Raw genomic sequence first — 15,148 nt, forward strand, 5'->3', positions numbered from 1 at the left:
GTTGGGGCACGGGGAGCGCTGGCGGGGGTTTGATCGTAAGGGTCTTGATAGCGACTCTTCACCACAAGCTGTAAAGGTTGGCGCTGGTCATGCCGGGACCCTCGGCCCCCGCGTGGGAGAATCCCAACCACCGACCTGGCGTCGACTTACTCCATGCAGATCCTCAACACCCTCACCGTTCTGGCCCTGGTGGTGATGTCGTTCGCCATGATTGTGGCTGTGCCCGTCCTGTACGCCTCTAACGAGGACAGTGGCAACTCCAATCGCCTGATTCTTCTCGGCGGCATCGCCTGGGTGGCCCTAGTGCTGCTCAATTGGGGTGTCAGTTTCTTTGTCGTCTGACACACAGACATTGATCTGATCGCACGTGGGTCTTCCACCGAGGTGGGAGCATGTGATCAGTTTCAGCCGGTCTCATGGCCATTTTTGAGGGTCGCTTCACCGATGCGCAGAGCCTGCGCATCGGTGTTGTTGTGGCTCGTTTCAACGATCTGGTCACCAGCAAGCTGCTCAGTGGCTGTCTCGACTGCTTGTCCCGGCATGGTGTGGATGCGACCGATACCAGCTCCCAATTGGATGTGGCCTGGGTTCCGGGGTCTTTTGAACTGCCATTGGTGGCTCAAACAATGGCTCGCAGCGGCAGCTATGACGTGCTGATCACTCTTGGAGCAGTGATTCGTGGCGACACCCCCCATTTCGATGTCGTCGTGGCTGAGGCCAGCAAGGGGGTGGCCTCAGTCGCGCGTGATACGGCTGTGCCGGTGATCTTCGGGGTCCTTACCACAGACACCATGCAACAGGCCCTGGAACGGGCTGGGATCAAGAACAATCTTGGCTGGAGCTATGGCCTTGAGGCTCTGGAGATGGGCTCTCTGATGAAAGCTCTCGGTTGATTGACTGAGGGCACCTTGTTAGTGCATGCTTTCCAGGTCGCGAGGGACACAACCTCACGGCCGACTTGCGGATGTAGCTCAGTGGTAGAGCATCTCCTTGCCAAGGAGAGGGTCGAGAGTTCGAATCTCTTCATCCGCTTGCTTATTGCTTCCTGATCAGTACTTGCTGGGGGGATGCATCATCAAATCCCAGCTGCTTGTAGAAGCCCGCGCTGTTCGTCGTCATGAGGTAGACACGTTCGGCGTTCCGGATCGCAGGGGCTGCGAGCAGGGCCTCGACCACCCGGCGCCCCAGTCCTCGCCCCTGCAAGTCTCCGGCAACCACCACGTCCCAGAGCACGGCGCGATGAATGCCGTCGCTATGGGCGCGGCCGAAGCCCACGATTCGCTTGCCACGCCACAGGCTGACGACCACCGTGCTGCCTGCCAGCATCTTCTTGAGGTCGCTCGTGGTGCGGTTCTCAGCCCAGAAGGCGTGCTTCTGGAAGAGCCGGCGCAACTTGATCAGGCCCCGGCTCGGACGCAGCCCGGGTCCCATGCCAAACCAGCGCAGGCCTGGGGCTCCAGGGGCATGTTCAACCAGGCGGATGCGTGCCATGGCATTGGATGTTGGTCTTCATCATCCGCCTCTGCGTTCACCAAGGCTGAATGGTGAGAAGACAACGGAGATCCCGAACTCCTCGGCGAATTCCAGCACCCTGCACCAGGCCCTGTGGTGACCGTCTGATTCGTCTGCTGAGGGGCGAAGGATTCCGCGCAGGATCACGGGCGCCTGATGGCTCTGAAGCGTCATTTCGAACAGAGGCCAGCCCACATCGCTCTGAACCCCATCCTCCCGAAAGCTGGGCACCACATCCAGGCTGCCAATCAGTACGCGCCGGAGGTTGCTGTCCCAGCTGAAGGCAATCCCGTAGCGCACCAGCAGATCTGCCGCCAAAGCCCAGGAGCGGCCTTCTGTATCGATGACGACGGGCAGAGCTTCGCCACGGGCCCGCATGCTGCTGGTTCGTTGGAACTGAAGTGGAGTCTTCTGTTCGATGACGCTCTCGTCCGGATCGGGCTCGGGTGAAGCCTGCTTGTTGAGCAGGTTCTTGATCCGCTGACGCAGTTGATCGCCGCCATCGCTGCTGCCATTGGCTTCGAGCTGGAGTAAATCCCAGCGTTCTCCAGTGCCGCCCCAGATCATGGGGCCATAGTTGTCGTGCAGGATCCGACCGTCGCGGTTGGAGGCTGCTTCGGCATGGGTCATCACCGTTTGGATGGTGATGTCTTCCGCCTGCCAGCCCCAGCTGCGGGCAATGGCTGCCGTTTCCGCGCACAATCCTTGCAATTGCGCCACAGTTGGCGGCTGGCTCCAGGGATCGGGCTGACCTCCCATGCAGGCGCAGGAGAGGGCAACGGAATTGTTGTTGCGACCCCATGTATGCGCTGGTAGATCAACGCTGTAGGCATGGAGGCGGTGCACCCGCCCATCACCATTGATGATGGAGTGGTAGTGGCCGCTTCGAACCCAGTCGTAGTGGGTTGCCGTCCAGTGGAGATAGATGGTGGCTCCCATGTTGTCTGCTTAGCCAGGTGTTTTGAAGCGTGCTGTTTTGCAGAGCTGGCGGGCGAGTCGCGTGTTCTCAGTAGGCTGGCCCCCAGACGATCCGCTGCATCCATGCTCAAGCTCCTGCTGGGTGATCCCAATGCCCGCAAGCTGAAGCGCTACCAGCCGATCGTCTCTGACATCAATCTGCTGGAGGAGGAGATTGCTCCTCTCAGTGATGACGACCTGCGCCGTCGCACGGCTGACTTCCGTCAGAAGCTGGAGAACGCCGGCTCGCTTCAGAAACAGCGGCCCCTTCTTGATGAACTTCTGCCGGAGGCTTTCGCGGTTGTGCGTGAAGCCGGGAAGCGGGTGCTGGGCATGCGTCACTTCGATGTGCAGATGATCGGGGGCATGGTTCTGCATGAGGGTCAGATCGCCGAGATGAAGACCGGTGAGGGCAAGACCTTGGTGGCCACGTTGCCCAGTTACCTCAATGCACTCACCGGCCGCGGCGTTCATGTCGTCACCGTGAACGACTATCTGGCTCGGCGTGACGCGGAGTGGATGGGCCAGGTGCATCGTTTCTTGGGCCTTTCGGTGGGTCTGATCCAGCAGGACATGGATCCCGCCACCCGGCGCAAAAACTATGGATGTGACATCACCTATGCGACCAATTCAGAACTGGGGTTTGATTACCTTCGCGACAACATGGCCAATGACATCAGCGAGGTGGTGCAGCGCGAGTTCCAGTACTGCGTGATTGATGAGGTTGATTCGATCCTGATCGATGAGGCCCGCACGCCTCTGATTATTTCCGGTCAGGTGGAAAGACCTCAGGAGAAATACCAGCAGGCGGCGCAGGTGGCAGATACTCTCGAGCGTGCGGCCGAAATGGGGAAGGACGGCATCGATCCCGAAGGGGATTACGAGGTGGATGAGAAACAGCGCAGTTGCACCCTTACCGATGAAGGTTTTTCAAAGGCAGAGAAACTACTTGGTGTGAGTGATCTTTATGACCCTCAAGATCCCTGGGCGCATTACATTACGAATGCGCTGAAGGCAAAGGATTTGTTCGTCCGCGATGTGAACTACATCGTGCGTGATGGCGAAGCCGTGATTGTTGATGAATTCACCGGCAGGGTGATGCCTGGTCGACGCTGGAGTGATGGGCAGCACCAGGCGATCGAAGCTAAAGAGAGCCTGCAGATCCAGCCGGAAACACAGACGCTGGCTTCGATTACCTACCAAAACTTCTTTTTGCTTTACCCCCGCTTAGCCGGGATGACAGGGACGGCCAAGACTGAGGAAGTGGAGTTCGAGAAGACTTACAAACTCGAGACCACGATTGTGCCCACCAATCGAGTGCGAGCCCGCCGTGATCTAGCCGATCAGGTTTACAAAACTGAAACCGCTAAATGGCGAGCGGTGGCGAAAGAGACCGCTCAGATCCACCACGATGGCCGGCCGGTCCTGGTAGGTACCACCAGCGTCGAAAAGAGCGAGCTGCTCAGCACCCTGTTGGCCGAGGAATCCATTCCTCACAACCTGCTCAACGCCAAGCCAGAAAACGTGGAGCGGGAGGCTGAGATCGTGGCGCAGGCCGGCCGCTCCGGTGCTGTGACGATCGCCACCAACATGGCGGGCCGCGGTACCGACATCATTCTCGGTGGAAACAGTGACTACATGGCACGCCTGAAGCTGCGAGAGGTGCTCTTGCCCAGGCTGGTGAAGCCGGAGGAGGGTCATCGCCCACCTGTGCCTCTCCAGCGCAGTCAAGAGGCTTCTGGGTTTGCGGCTAAGGCAGCGCCTTCCTCAGGGCCCCACGGCAGCGCACCGAGCGAAGCCAGGGCCATCGGCAGCCTGTATCCCTGTCAACTCAGTGATGACACGGACCAGGCGCTGGCTGATCTTGCTCGTGATCTGATCAAGGCCTGGGGTGATCGTGCCCTCAGCGTGATTGAGCTGGAGGATCGCATTGCCACGGCGGCAGAGAAGGCTCCTACTGAGGATGAGCAGATTGCCGCTTTGCGGTTGGCGATTGGCCGAGTGAAGGCGGAATACGACGAGGTGGTCAAACAGGAAGAGGCTCGTGTGCGTGAGGCGGGTGGTCTCCATGTCATCGGCACTGAACGGCATGAATCCCGTCGTGTCGATAACCAGCTACGAGGTCGAGCCGGCCGCCAGGGGGACCCCGGCAGCACTCGCTTTTTCCTGTCGCTTGGCGACAACTTGCTGCGCATCTTTGGTGGTGACCGGGTCGCTGGACTGATGAATGCCTTCCGCGTCGAGGAGGACATGCCGATTGAGTCGGGGATGTTGACCCGCTCTCTGGAAGGTGCGCAAAAGAAGGTGGAAACGTATTACTACGACATCCGTAAGCAGGTCTTTGAGTACGACGAAGTGATGAACAATCAGCGCCGGGCTGTCTACACCGAACGGCGCCGCGTGCTCGAGGGGCGTGAGCTTAAGAAGCAGGTGATTGGCTATGGAGAGCGCACGATGAATGAAATCGTTGAGGCCTATGTGAACCCCGATCTCCCGCCTGAGGAGTGGGATCTTGGTCAGCTGGTGGGCAAGGTTCAGGAGTTTGTCTATCTGCTTGAGGATCTAAAGCCCGATCAACTCAGTGGTCTCTCCATGGATGACCTCAAGGCATTTCTGCAGGAGCAGCTACGCAACGCCTACGACCTCAAGGAGGGCCAGATTGAACAAGAACGCCCAGGCCTCATGCGCGAAGCTGAGCGTTTCTTCATTCTCCAGCAGATCGATACCCTCTGGCGGGAGCATCTCCAAGCGATGGATGCGCTGCGCGAATCGGTTGGCCTGCGCGGTTATGGCCAGAAAGATCCCCTGATCGAATACAAGAATGAGGGCTATGACATGTTCCTGGAGATGATGACCAACATGCGCCGCAACGTGATTTATTCGATGTTCATGTTCCAGCCAGCTCCTGCGGCTCAGCAGACAGCAAGCGCCTGATTGTCTCTGGGTCAGTCCCCCAAGAACTCGAGGATCTCTCGGTCCTTGAGGTTCTGAGATTTGCCACTACGCACCTCACTGATCGGCCGTCCCGCTGCGACGGCCTTGAGGCAGGCCTGCAGGGTGCCCACCTGGCTCTCCAGTTGATCGATTCGCTCCATCAGGTTGCGAATGACGTTGGCCTCGGCATCTGGCAAGGCGGAGTGGGCCAGCGGGTTGATCCGCACTCCACTCTGGTGAATCACCCTGCCGGGAATCCCGACCACGGTGGAATCGGCCTCCACGTCGCGCACTACCACCGAGCCTGCTCCAATGCGGGTGTTGGTGCCGATCTTCAGAGCCCCCAGCACCTTGGCACCGGCTCCCACCACCACATTGCTGGCGAGGGTGGGGTGACGTTTGCCGCTTTCCTTGCCTGTTCCTCCCAGGGTCACTCCCTGGTACAGCAGGCAGTGGTCTCCCACCTCGGCGGTTTCGCCGATCACCACCCCCATGCCGTGGTCGATAAACACGCCGCTGCCGATGCGGGCACCGGGGTGAATTTCGATACCGGTCAGGCCCCGGCTTAGCTGGCTCAGCAGCCGAGCTGGAAGTTTGAGGGGTAGGCGGGAGTGCCACAGCCGGTGGCTGAGACGGTGGACTGTGATGGCCTGAAAGCCCGGATAGCAGAGCAGGATCTCTAGAGCGCCTCGTGCCGCAGGGTCCCGCTCACGGATGAGGGCCATGTCAGCTCGGATCTGCTTGAACATGGCCTTGTCAGTTTGGACGCTTGCCTGGTGCAGGCATCATCACCTGTCAGGGGTGCGGGCTGTGGTCTTTCAGTTGGTCTGCAGACCGATCTCTTTGCGCAGCAGTTCGATCGTGTCGCTGCTCAGGTAGCTCTCAGCGCAGTGCACTTGGGGCATGCGCATCAGCTGGGACCGGTTCTGGCGCAGGCTCTGTTCCACGAGGGGCAGGCTTGGCCGATCGCAGAGCACATGGCTGGAGGCTCGCAACAGTGCCAGTAGCCGGCTACCCACGTCTGGAGTTGCGGTCATTAACAGCAGTTCATTGCCACGCATGCTGTGCAAGATCACCTCGGCGGCACGCAGGATGCCCGGGCTGATGCTCACCAGGCCCACGCAGCTTCCGGCTCTGAGTTCCTTGAGCAGATTGAGTTCTTCACGGAAGTCGTTCAGATCCACTGCCACCGCGCGCACGCCGTGACGTTTGGCCAGCTCCTCGATCGGCTGCAGGAAGTAGCGGCTTGTCACCACGGTGCCATTGCTGGCGCTCTCCAGAACACTCTCGAGCTCCTCCATCGGCACCACCTCAACGGGCACATCCAGGCTTGGCTCGAGTTCTTCAGCAATCAGCATGGAGGCACCGATATCCTCCCTCGGAGTGCTCACCAGCACCCGCGCGCCGCAGCGCAGTCTCCAGTCGATCTCGCGCGTGAGCAGTTCCCGGGTCTGCTGCAGGGTGCAGCCGGCATTGAGGAGTCCGTCAACGCATTTGCGCACCTCGCGGTCGAGATCTGTCACCCCACGGTTGCGGATGTGCACAGGGGTGCGCACTTCTCGGGGTTTTTGCTGGTCACGCACGTAAATGCCAGACCCGGCCATCGCTTCCACCACGCCGTCGGTTTCCAGCTGGCGATAGACCTTGCTGATGGTGTTGCGATGCAGACCGGTCTGCATCGCGAGCTGGCGGGTGCTGGGTAGCCGGTGGCCTGGCGGGTAGTGCCGGGCGGCGATCGCGAAGCAGATCTGGTTGTAAAGCTGGGTCGAAGCCGGAATGTCGCTTTCCTGCTGAATGTGGAATCGCACGCCGGTGGACCGGATCGAATTGCGGCCACCCTAAGAAGTGATCGTCCTGGTGACAATTGGTTGGGTGGTCAGTGTCCTGATGCCAATTCCTGAGCGCGCTTTAAAAACTCCCTCTCATTGGCACACACTTGCCCGTTCGCATGCACCACTGCGCTGTTGGTGGGCGCCAGTAAATGACACTAAACAGTGTCGTTCTCGTGCTGTCCTCGTGCTACCTGAGGTGTTTGGCGTGAATGCCTGGGTGCGCAGCATTGCTGATCGGATCGCCGCAGAAGGGGTGCCGGCGCTGGCCATGCCGCTGTTTGCGCGCACAGCGCCGCAGTTGGAGTTGGGTTACGACCCGGATGCGCTGGCGGAGGGGCGCCGTCACAAAGACAGCACCACCATGGCGGGGATCCTCGCTGACGTTCGACATGCCGCCGCCTGGCTGCGGACGCAGGGCTGCACGGAGCTCACAGTGTTGGGGTTTTGTTTCGGGGGCCATGCTGCCCTGCTTGCGGCCACGCTTCCAGAGGTGCAGAGCAGTTTTGACTTTTACGGCGCCGGTGTTTGCCAAGGCCGCCCTGGTGGAGGGCCGCCCAGCTTGGAGCTCTTGGATCGAGTCGCTGGCAATCTCACCTGCATTTGCGCTGCAGCCGATCCGCTGATTCCACCAGCGGACCAGCAGCAGATAGCGGATGCCTTGAAAGCATCTGACCCTTCAGAAGAGCGGTTGCGCTATGTGGGCATTGATGGGGCTGATCATGGATTCATGTGTGAAGCTCGCAGCAACCATGATCCAGTAGCGGCACAGCTGGGTTGGCAACTGTTGCTCGACCACCTTCACGCTTGAGCGTTATGGGGTGGTGCCGCTTTTGCCGCTCATCCTGGCCGCACGGGGAGGGGCGGTGATGGTCCGCACTGCCTTCACGACGGGTTGGTCGTCGTCCTTGTCCTTCTTCACCAGCGGCGTCTTGCGCGGTGTGAGGAACATGATCATGTTGCGGCCTTCACGCTTCGGAGGCTGTTGGATTTCGGCCTGCTCTTCAAGATCCTTGGCCATCCGCCGCAGCAACACTTCGGCGAGGGCGGTGTGTTGAATCTCCCGACCGCGGAAGATCACGGTGCATTTCACCTTGTCACCAGCCTTGAGGAAACGCTGGGCTTGGCCAATGCGGACGTCGTAGTCATGCAGGTCAATTTTGTAGCGCATCTTGACCTCTTTCACCTCGGTCTGATGCGACTTTTTCTTGGCTTCTTTGGCCTTCTTCTCTTGCTCAAATTTGAACTTGCCGTAATCCATGATCCGGCAGACCGGAGGATCGGCTTTTTCGCTCACCAGCACCAGGTCAAGTTCGCGCTCCTGGGCGACAGATAGCGCCTCTTCCCTGTCGATCACGCCAAGCTGGGTGCCATCAGCATCAACAACTCGCAGCTGCGGATAATTGATGCGTTCGTTGATGTTGGGGAGCTCACGAACAGGAGCGCGTCGATCAAAACGGGGACGTGGAGCCATTCAGGGTGTTGAGGGAACAGGGAAGGACGGCGGCCCAGCTTGGACAAACGCAGGCACTTCTCCTCTCACACTAGACCTCCTTTGATCAGATTCATCGCTTCGTTGAAGGGTTCCTTACTCCTCAGCCAGTGGGGTTGATGCTGGCGGCGAAACCAAGTTCGCTGGCGTTTGGCGAACTGTTGGGTGCGTCGGGTGGTGATGGCAATTGCATCCTCGCGACTCAGGGTTCCGTCCAGTTCCTGCAGCGCTTCCCCGTAGCCGATGGTCTGAAGGAGGGGGAGGTCAGCACCGAAGCGCTGGCGTAGTAGATCCGTTTCCTCCAGCAAGCCATCCACGTAGAGCTGGCGTGTTCGATGGCTGATTCGCTCTCGTAGGTCGATCGGGTCGAGCCCCAGTTCCAGCACCCTCCAGGGCGGGGGGCTGGAACTCTGCTGGCTGCTGATGGTGCGTCCGGTCGCATAGAGCACCTCAAGCGCGCGTTGGGTGCGCACCGCGTCGGCCGGTGCGATCCGACGACCGGCCTCTGGATCTGACTGTTGCAGCAGTGCATGACAGAGCGGTTGCCCGAGCTGTTCCATCTGGGCGCGTAGCTGAGGCTGTGGCGCCACGGCAGGTGGCTTGAGACCGCTGGTGAGGGATTTGAGATAGAGACCGCTTCCTCCCACCAGGAGGGCCATGCTCCGCGTTGCGATCGAGCGGTTAACCGCCTCCATCGCCACGCCCTGAAATTCCTGGAGCGTTAGAGGCTGGTCTGGGTTGCGCAGGTCGAGCAGGTGGTGGGTGACCTCGGCTTGCTGGGCGGGTGTTGGTTTGGCCGTACCCACGCTCATCCCCCTGTAGAGCTGGCGGGAATCGACGTTGATCACCTCGAGTTGCAGCTGCTGGGCCAGGGCGATTCCAAGCGCCGTCTTGCCACTGGCGGTGGGGCCCAGCACCACGATCACCAGGGGATGATGAGCTGCCTGATTGGGGTTGTCGGGGCTGGTGGGAATGGCACTGGTGTCGCCCATGGGTGAATCCTGGGGGTGCACCCCTGGGAAAAATGACGCCTCAGAGGCCTCTGCAAGCGCCTCTGGTGCACCGGTGGTAAATTCAGCCTGACAGGAGGCTTTGCAGACCACGAACGCATGAGCGAAGCCTCAAAGGTTCAAGCCGCCTACGGCGCTGAACAGATTCAGGTCCTCGAAGGGCTTGAGCCAGTCCGTAAGCGCCCGGGGATGTACATCGGCACCACAGGGCCGCGTGGACTCCATCACCTGGTGTACGAGGTTGTCGATAACTCTGTCGACGAGGCTCTGGCTGGGCATTGCTCAGAGATCCTTGTCGTCCTTGGTGAGGACGGCTCAGCTTCAGTCACCGACAACGGCAGAGGCATTCCGACGGACGTGCACCCGCGCACTGGCAAGAGTGCTTTGGAGACAGTGCTCACGGTGCTGCATGCCGGCGGCAAGTTCGGCGCCGGTGGCTACAAAGTGTCTGGAGGCCTCCATGGGGTGGGGGTTTCCGTTGTTAATGCCCTGAGTGAATGGGTTGAGGTGACGGTCCGCCGTCAGGGTCAGGTGCACCGTCAGCGCTTTGAACGTGGTGCAGCCATTGGCAGTCTTCGCTCAGAAGATCAGCCCGCTGATGAGAATGGCCGCACCGGTACGAGTGTCTGCTTCAAGCCAGACATCGATATTTTTACGGTTGGCATTGTCTTTGATTACTCCACTCTTTCCGCCAGGCTGAGAGAGCTTGCTTATCTCAATGGCGGAGTCAGCATCGTCTTTCGCGATGAGCGTGAATCTGCCCGAAGTCCAGAAGGTGAGCCTCACGAAGAAATTTATTTCTACGAAGGTGGTATCAAAGAATACGTTGCCTATATGAATGCGGAGAAGGAACCCCTTCATCCGGAGATTATTTATGTGAATGCCGAGAAAGATGGTGTCTCGGTTGAAGCAGCCCTTCAGTGGTGTGTTGATGCCTATTCCGACAGTATTCTTGGTTTCGCCAACAACATCCGAACAGTTGATGGCGGCACCCATATTGAGGGTCTGAAAACTGTTCTGACTCGCACGCTCAACACCTTTGCTCGGAAGCGCGGTAAGCGCAAAGAAGCTGATTCCAATCTCGCTGGTGAAAATATTCGCGAGGGCCTCACCGCTGTGCTGTCGGTGAAGGTTCCGGAGCCTGAGTTTGAGGGTCAGACCAAGACCAAACTGGGTAACACCGAAGTTCGCGGCATTGTTGACAGTCTTGTCGGTGAGTCTCTCGGTCAGTACCTGGAGTTCAATCCAGGTGTGATCGACATGATCCTGGAGAAGGCCATTCAGGCCTTTAATGCAGCCGAAGCAGCGCGCCGGGCGCGTGAGCTTGTACGGCGCAAGAGCGTGTTGGAGAGCTCCACGCTCCCCGGCAAGTTGGCAGATTGCAGTTCAAGGGATCCATCCGAGTCTGAGATCTACATCGTTGAGGGTGATTCAGCTGGTGGCTCCGCCAAGCAAGGCCGTGATCGTCGTTTCCAAGCGATTCTTCCCTTGCGCGGAAAGATCCTCAATATTGAGAAAACAGACGATGCCAAAATCTACAAAAATACCGAGATTCAGGCTCTGATCACGGCCCTTGGGCTTGGCATCAAAGGCGAAGACTTTGATCAGAAGAATCTTCGCTACCATCGCGTTGTCATCATGACCGATGCTGATGTGGATGGTGCTCACATCCGCACCCTATTGCTCACCTTTTTCTACCGCTATCAGAAGGAGCTGGTGGAGGGTGGTTTTATCTACATCGCCTGCCCTCCTCTCTACAAAGTGGAGCGCGGAAAAAATCACACGTACTGCTACAACGAGCAAGATCTCCAAAAAACGCTATCAAGCTTTCCGGAAAAAGCTAATTACAACATTCAGCGTTTCAAAGGTTTGGGTGAGATGATGCCGAAACAGCTTTGGGAGACCACAATGGATCCCACCACGCGCATGATGAAACGCGTGGAAATTGAAGATGCCCTCGAAGCCGATCGCATCTTCACCATCCTGATGGGCGACAAGGTGGCACCGCGTCGTGAATTCATTGAAACCCACAGCGCTGAACTTGATATGACCAACCTCGACATCTGATGCAGGCTTCGCTGGTTACCGCGATGCGCTGGAGCTGGCTTCTCGGTGTTGCTCTGCTGGCCCCGGCGGCCCTTCCCGCTGGAGGAGCAGATCGACGTCTTCCAGAAGTGCGACGTCGTGATGGTGGTGGGCCGTTGATCAGTGGTTCCCACGATCTTTTGCATGCCTCCCCCAGGGTGAATGCTCCTTCTCTGCGTCGACTCGACTTGGGCACCCCGCTGAGGGTCTTGCGGCGTTGGCGATGTGAAAACGGTGAGGAGTGGCTGCAAGTTCAGGTGGCCTCAACCGTGGGTACTGAGCATCCTGGTGCGGTCCAGCGTGGCTGGATGCATGGCTGACGCCCTGTTGTTCACCCGTCAGGTCGCCCTAGTTGGATTGGGGGCCATTCCCGGTGCGTGGTTGCGGCTGCGGGTGGTTAACCACTACGAACCGATGGTGCCGCGCAAACACTGGGGAACGTTTGCGGTCAACCTGATCGCGGCGTTTGGTCTCGGTCTTGTGGCAGGACTGACCGTGAGTGGCAAATGCCAGCCGGACACAGCGACAGCACCGTTGCTATTGCTGATCGCCACCGGTTTCTTTGGCAGTCTCAGTACCTTTTCCACCTTTGCGGTTGAGTTGCTCAACACCCTGAGGGCCCATCAGTGGCTGGAATGCCTTGTGCTCGCAGTCGGTTCGGTGTTGGGTGGCTTACTGGTGGCTGCACTCGGCTATGGCCTCGGGGTGGCCTGATGGAGGCGAAGACGAGCCGATTCACTCTTCAGCAGGAGTTGTCGGAGCTTGTTCTGGTGGCGATCGGTGCTGTTCCAGGCGCTGTGTTGCGCTGGCAACTGGGTCTCCATCTCGGCGAGAAGGATCTCGTTGCCAATGTGGTCGGTGCCTTGGTGCTGGGCTTGTTGGCTGGATGCCCCAGTCGCCCCCGCCGTCAGCTCCTCCTCGGCATTGGTTTTTGTGGATCGCTCACCACGTTCAGCAGTTGGATGGTGAATAGTGTTGAGCTGATTGCCTCTGGGCAATGGGTTGAGGCCCTGGGCCTGATTGGTTTGACCCTTGGCTTGGGTGTCGGCGCAGCAGCGCTTGGATTTTGGGTCGGTCGGGCCCTGACGGCCCCGGTACCGACCCGTTGAGCTGAGGCTTAGCAGGCCAGTGCTGCTTCGATCGCGGTTGTCAATTCGGTTGACTCGGGCTCAACTCCGCTCTTGAAGCGTGCGATCACGCTGCCGTCCTTGCCCACGAGGAACTTCTCGAAGTTCCAGGCCACATCACCGGCCGGCTCCATCTGGTTGAGAGTGGAGTAAGGCTCGGTTGTTGTGCCCATGGCGTGCACCTTGTCAAACAGCTCGAAGCTGGCGCCGTAGGTGGTAGAGCAGAAGGCTTGAATTTCTTCAAGCGTGCCGGGTTCCTGGCCACCAAAGTCGTTGCAGGGAAATCCCAGCACGCGCAGGCCCTGAGACCCATAGGTTTTGTTGAGTGCTTCCAGGCCGGAATACTGCTTGGTGAAGCCGCAGCGGCTGGCCACATTCACTATCAGCAGCACATTGCCGGCGTAGTCGCTGAGGCTTTTGTCATTGCCATCGGCGCCGCGCACGGTCACTCCATTCACATTCAGGCCCATGCTCATCCGATTAGGAGCGAAAACCCTAGCTGGGAACTGTTTGTTGCAGGCATGGGCCATACACTGAGCAGGCCCAGACCACAGGCCGATGGACGAGGCAACTGGGGTGGTCGCGTCCGTGGTGACCCAGCAGCTGGAATCAATGCTGGCGGCGGGGAATTACGACGCCGTCAAATTGTTGCTGGAGCCTGTTCAGCCTGTGGATATTGCCGAGGCGATCGGCAGCCTGCCGCGAACGTTGCAGGCTCTCGCATTCCGTTTGCTGAGCAAGGATGAAGCAATCGAGGTGTATGAATATCTCGAGCCGGCGGTGCAGCAGAGTCTGCTGGAGCGACTGCGCTCAGGAGAGGTGCTCGAGCTCGTTGAGGAGATGTCACCCGACGACCGTGTGCGGTTGTTTGATGAACTTCCCGCCAAGGTGGTGCGTCGGTTGTTGATGGAGCTGAGCCCGGCGGAGCGTCGGGTGACCGCACAGTTGCTGGGTTATGAGGCGGAGACCGCCGGTCGTCTCATGACGACTGAGTTCATTGACCTCAAGGAGTTTCACAGTGCCGCTCAGGCGCTCACGATCGTGCGTCGTCGCGCTCGGGACACGGAGACGATTTACAGCCTCTATGTCACCGATGGGGAGCGCCATCTCACCGGCATCCTCTCCCTTCGCGATCTGGTCACGGCCGATCCAGATGACCACGTCGGCGATGTGATGACGCGGGATGTGGTGAGCGTGCGCACCAACACGGATCAGGAGGAGGTGGCTCGGGCGATCCAGCGCTATGACTTCCTGGCTGTTCCCGTGGTGGACCTTGAGCAGCGGTTGGTGGGCATCGTCACTGTTGATGACGTCATCGACGTGATCGAACAGGAAGCAACCCGTGACCTTTATGCAGCAGGTGCTGTGCAGGCGGGTGATGAAGACGATTACTTCCAGAGCAACCTGTTCACAGTTGCCCGCCGCCGGGTGGTCTGGCTCACGGTGCTGGTGGTGGCCAGCTTTTTCACCTCGGAGGTGATTGCCCTCAACGAGCAGGTGCTGAAGGAGGTGGTGTTGCTGACCGCTTTCATTCCTTTGCTGACGGGTAGCGGCGGCAACGTTGGTGCCCAGAGTTCCACAGTGGTGATTCGTGGTTTGAGCACCCAGCGCATCCAGACGCTTGGACCCCTATGGGTGGTGGTGCGTGAGGCGATTGCCGGGGCCTTGCTGGGCTTGCTGATGTTGTTGGTGGTGGTTCCGTTCGCTTGGTGGCGTGGTGGAGGGCCTTTGGTCGCTGCGGCGGTGGGCATCAGCCTGATGGCGATCACCACCTTGGCGGCTACGGCTGGAGCGGCGTTACCGCTTTTGTTCAATCGCATGGGCCTGGATCCGGCGCTGATGTCGGCTCCCTTCATCACCACCGCCACCGATGTGGCTGGCGTCATCATCTATCTCAGCACCGCCGCCTGGCTGCTGGCCAATCTCCCCCTAGCGGCCTGAGAGTCTCACTAGGGATATTTACCTAATTTGGCGACAGTTTCTTTTCTGAGAGTCTCTTTACACTTCTTTAGGGGTACTCTTTACATAACGCAATGAACGCCAAGGAGCACGCATGATCGCCGCTACTGCTCTCGCCCCAGCTGCCTCCGCCAATGCCAAAACGCGTCGGCCTTCCGGGTCTCGATCGGTCGTGGCAGATGTCGACATGGTGCGTTCGTATCTGCGCGATATCGGTCGAGTGCCGCTGCTGAGCCACCAGCA

17 protein-coding genes and 1 tRNA gene are annotated in these 15,148 nt (G+C 59.2%); 11 read left to right on the top strand and 7 right to left on the bottom strand.

The window, feature by feature from the left end; translation table 11 throughout:
* Positions 1-153: 153 nt before the first annotated feature.
* The 3 genes from psbZ (at position 154) to DXY16_RS03160 (ending at position 1,032) form a co-directional block, all read left to right on the top strand.
* Positions 154-342, top strand: a complete 189-nt coding sequence (psbZ, locus tag DXY16_RS03150; RefSeq protein WP_115119380.1) for a photosystem II reaction center protein PsbZ — start codon at positions 154-156, stop codon at positions 340-342.
* Between the two features lie 74 nt (positions 343-416).
* Positions 417-893, top strand: coding sequence for a 6,7-dimethyl-8-ribityllumazine synthase (gene ribH, locus DXY16_RS03155; protein WP_115119383.1), 477 nt, complete (start codon positions 417-419; stop codon positions 891-893).
* Between the two features lie 67 nt (positions 894-960).
* Positions 961-1,032 (top strand) — tRNA-Gly (locus DXY16_RS03160).
* Positions 1,033-1,035: 3 nt separating this feature from the next.
* Here DXY16_RS03160 and DXY16_RS03165 read toward each other — a convergent pair.
* On the bottom strand, positions 1,036-1,491 hold the full coding sequence (locus DXY16_RS03165; RefSeq protein WP_115119384.1) for a GNAT family N-acetyltransferase: 456 nt from the start codon (positions 1,489-1,491) through the stop codon (positions 1,036-1,038).
* A gap of 21 nt (positions 1,492-1,512) precedes the next feature.
* On the bottom strand, positions 1,513-2,451 hold the full coding sequence (locus DXY16_RS03170) for an N-acetylmuramoyl-L-alanine amidase (RefSeq protein WP_115119386.1): 939 nt from the start codon (positions 2,449-2,451) through the stop codon (positions 1,513-1,515).
* 102 nt (positions 2,452-2,553) lie between these two features.
* Here DXY16_RS03170 and secA point away from each other — a divergent pair, with 102 nt between their 5' ends.
* Entirely contained in the window at positions 2,554-5,403 is a 2,850-nt protein-coding gene (secA, locus tag DXY16_RS03175; protein WP_115119388.1) for a preprotein translocase subunit SecA, read from the top strand.
* 11 nt (positions 5,404-5,414) lie between these two features.
* On the opposite strand, the gene cysE is transcribed toward secA, so the two are convergent.
* Together cysE and DXY16_RS03185 are read right to left on the bottom strand one after the other, a co-directional pair.
* Complete coding sequence (cysE, locus tag DXY16_RS03180; protein ID WP_256359479.1) at positions 5,415-6,185, bottom strand: serine O-acetyltransferase; 771 nt, start codon at positions 6,183-6,185, stop codon at positions 5,415-5,417.
* Positions 6,186-6,221: 36 nt separating this feature from the next.
* Positions 6,222-7,211 (bottom strand): GntR family transcriptional regulator, encoded by a 990-nt coding sequence (locus DXY16_RS03185; RefSeq protein WP_115018918.1) that lies wholly within the window; start codon positions 7,209-7,211, stop codon positions 6,222-6,224.
* 79 nt (positions 7,212-7,290) lie between these two features.
* Here DXY16_RS03185 and DXY16_RS03190 point away from each other — a divergent pair, with 79 nt between their 5' ends.
* On the top strand, positions 7,291-8,043 hold the full coding sequence (locus tag DXY16_RS03190) for a dienelactone hydrolase family protein (protein WP_115119464.1): 753 nt from the start codon (positions 7,291-7,293) through the stop codon (positions 8,041-8,043).
* Positions 8,044-8,046: 3 nt separating this feature from the next.
* Here DXY16_RS03190 and infC read toward each other — a convergent pair whose 3' ends face one another.
* Positions 8,047-8,706: a translation initiation factor IF-3 gene (gene infC / locus DXY16_RS03195; RefSeq protein WP_115018916.1), complete on the bottom strand. Its 660-nt coding sequence runs from the start codon at positions 8,704-8,706 to the stop codon at positions 8,047-8,049.
* Between the two features lie 65 nt (positions 8,707-8,771).
* Positions 8,772-9,716: a tRNA (adenosine(37)-N6)-dimethylallyltransferase MiaA gene (gene miaA / locus DXY16_RS03200; protein WP_115119466.1), complete on the bottom strand. Its 945-nt coding sequence runs from the start codon at positions 9,714-9,716 to the stop codon at positions 8,772-8,774.
* A 117-nt stretch (positions 9,717-9,833) separates the two neighbouring features.
* On the opposite strand from miaA, the gene gyrB reads away from it, so the two are divergent.
* Genes gyrB through DXY16_RS03220 form a run of 4 tightly spaced genes read left to right on the top strand, consistent with a single transcriptional unit; the run spans position 9,834 to position 12,928 of the window.
* Positions 9,834-11,801 (top strand): DNA topoisomerase (ATP-hydrolyzing) subunit B, encoded by a 1,968-nt coding sequence (gene gyrB / locus DXY16_RS03205; protein WP_115119389.1) that lies wholly within the window; start codon positions 9,834-9,836, stop codon positions 11,799-11,801.
* Positions 11,801-12,139 carry an SH3 domain-containing protein gene (locus DXY16_RS03210; protein WP_170953809.1) on the top strand — a complete coding sequence of 113 codons (339 nt, stop codon included), beginning with the start codon at positions 11,801-11,803 and terminating at the stop codon, positions 12,137-12,139. The genes gyrB and DXY16_RS03210 overlap by 1 nt, the downstream gene beginning before the upstream one ends.
* Positions 12,132-12,533 (top strand): CrcB family protein, encoded by a 402-nt coding sequence (locus tag DXY16_RS03215; RefSeq protein ID WP_115119391.1) that lies wholly within the window; start codon positions 12,132-12,134, stop codon positions 12,531-12,533. The genes DXY16_RS03210 and DXY16_RS03215 overlap by 8 nt, the downstream gene beginning before the upstream one ends.
* Complete coding sequence (locus DXY16_RS03220) at positions 12,530-12,928, top strand: CrcB family protein (RefSeq protein WP_371410855.1); 399 nt, start codon at positions 12,530-12,532, stop codon at positions 12,926-12,928. Before DXY16_RS03215 ends, DXY16_RS03220 begins: the two co-directional genes overlap by 4 nt.
* Positions 12,929-12,936: 8 nt before the next feature.
* Here the strand turns inward: DXY16_RS03220 and DXY16_RS03225 are convergent, their stop codons facing one another.
* On the bottom strand, positions 12,937-13,416 hold the full coding sequence (locus DXY16_RS03225) for a glutathione peroxidase (protein ID WP_115119470.1): 480 nt from the start codon (positions 13,414-13,416) through the stop codon (positions 12,937-12,939).
* Positions 13,417-13,504: 88 nt separating this feature from the next.
* Here DXY16_RS03225 and mgtE point away from each other — a divergent pair, with 88 nt between their 5' ends.
* Both mgtE and DXY16_RS15080 read left to right on the top strand, forming a co-directional pair.
* Positions 13,505-14,887, top strand: a complete 1,383-nt coding sequence (mgtE, locus tag DXY16_RS03230) for a magnesium transporter (protein ID WP_115119395.1) — start codon at positions 13,505-13,507, stop codon at positions 14,885-14,887.
* A gap of 112 nt (positions 14,888-14,999) precedes the next feature.
* On the top strand, positions 15,000-15,148 hold a 149-nt coding region (locus DXY16_RS15080), incomplete at its 3' end, for a sigma-70 factor domain-containing protein (RefSeq protein WP_305791103.1).

Source organism: Synechococcus sp. UW105, assembly GCF_900473935.1.
Taxonomy (GTDB): domain Bacteria; phylum Cyanobacteriota; class Cyanobacteriia; order PCC-6307; family Cyanobiaceae; genus Synechococcus_C.

Bases quoted from the DNA above. Each gene is read 5' to 3' on its own strand.
- psbZ (WP_115119380.1), top strand. From the start codon at position 154: ATGCAGATCCTCAACACCCTCACCGTTCTGGCCCTGGTGGTGATGTCG.
- ribH (WP_115119383.1), top strand. From the start codon at position 417: ATGGCCATTTTTGAGGGTCGCTTCACCGATGCGCAGAGCCTGCGCATC.
- DXY16_RS03165 (WP_115119384.1), bottom strand. From the start codon at position 1,491: ATGGCACGCATCCGCCTGGTTGAACATGCCCCTGGAGCCCCAGGCCTG.
- DXY16_RS03170 (WP_115119386.1), bottom strand. From the start codon at position 2,451: ATGGGAGCCACCATCTATCTCCACTGGACGGCAACCCACTACGACTGG.
- secA (WP_115119388.1), top strand. From the start codon at position 2,554: ATGCTCAAGCTCCTGCTGGGTGATCCCAATGCCCGCAAGCTGAAGCGC.
- DXY16_RS03190 (WP_115119464.1), top strand. From the start codon at position 7,291: ATGCCAATTCCTGAGCGCGCTTTAAAAACTCCCTCTCATTGGCACACA.
- infC (WP_115018916.1), bottom strand. From the start codon at position 8,706: ATGGCTCCACGTCCCCGTTTTGATCGACGCGCTCCTGTTCGTGAGCTC.
- miaA (WP_115119466.1), bottom strand. From the start codon at position 9,716: ATGGGCGACACCAGTGCCATTCCCACCAGCCCCGACAACCCCAATCAG.
- gyrB (WP_115119389.1), top strand. From the start codon at position 9,834: ATGAGCGAAGCCTCAAAGGTTCAAGCCGCCTACGGCGCTGAACAGATT.
- DXY16_RS03210 (WP_170953809.1), top strand. From the start codon at position 11,801: ATGCAGGCTTCGCTGGTTACCGCGATGCGCTGGAGCTGGCTTCTCGGT.
- DXY16_RS03215 (WP_115119391.1), top strand. From the start codon at position 12,132: ATGGCTGACGCCCTGTTGTTCACCCGTCAGGTCGCCCTAGTTGGATTG.
- DXY16_RS03225 (WP_115119470.1), bottom strand. From the start codon at position 13,416: ATGGGCCTGAATGTGAATGGAGTGACCGTGCGCGGCGCCGATGGCAAT.
- mgtE (WP_115119395.1), top strand. From the start codon at position 13,505: ATGGACGAGGCAACTGGGGTGGTCGCGTCCGTGGTGACCCAGCAGCTG.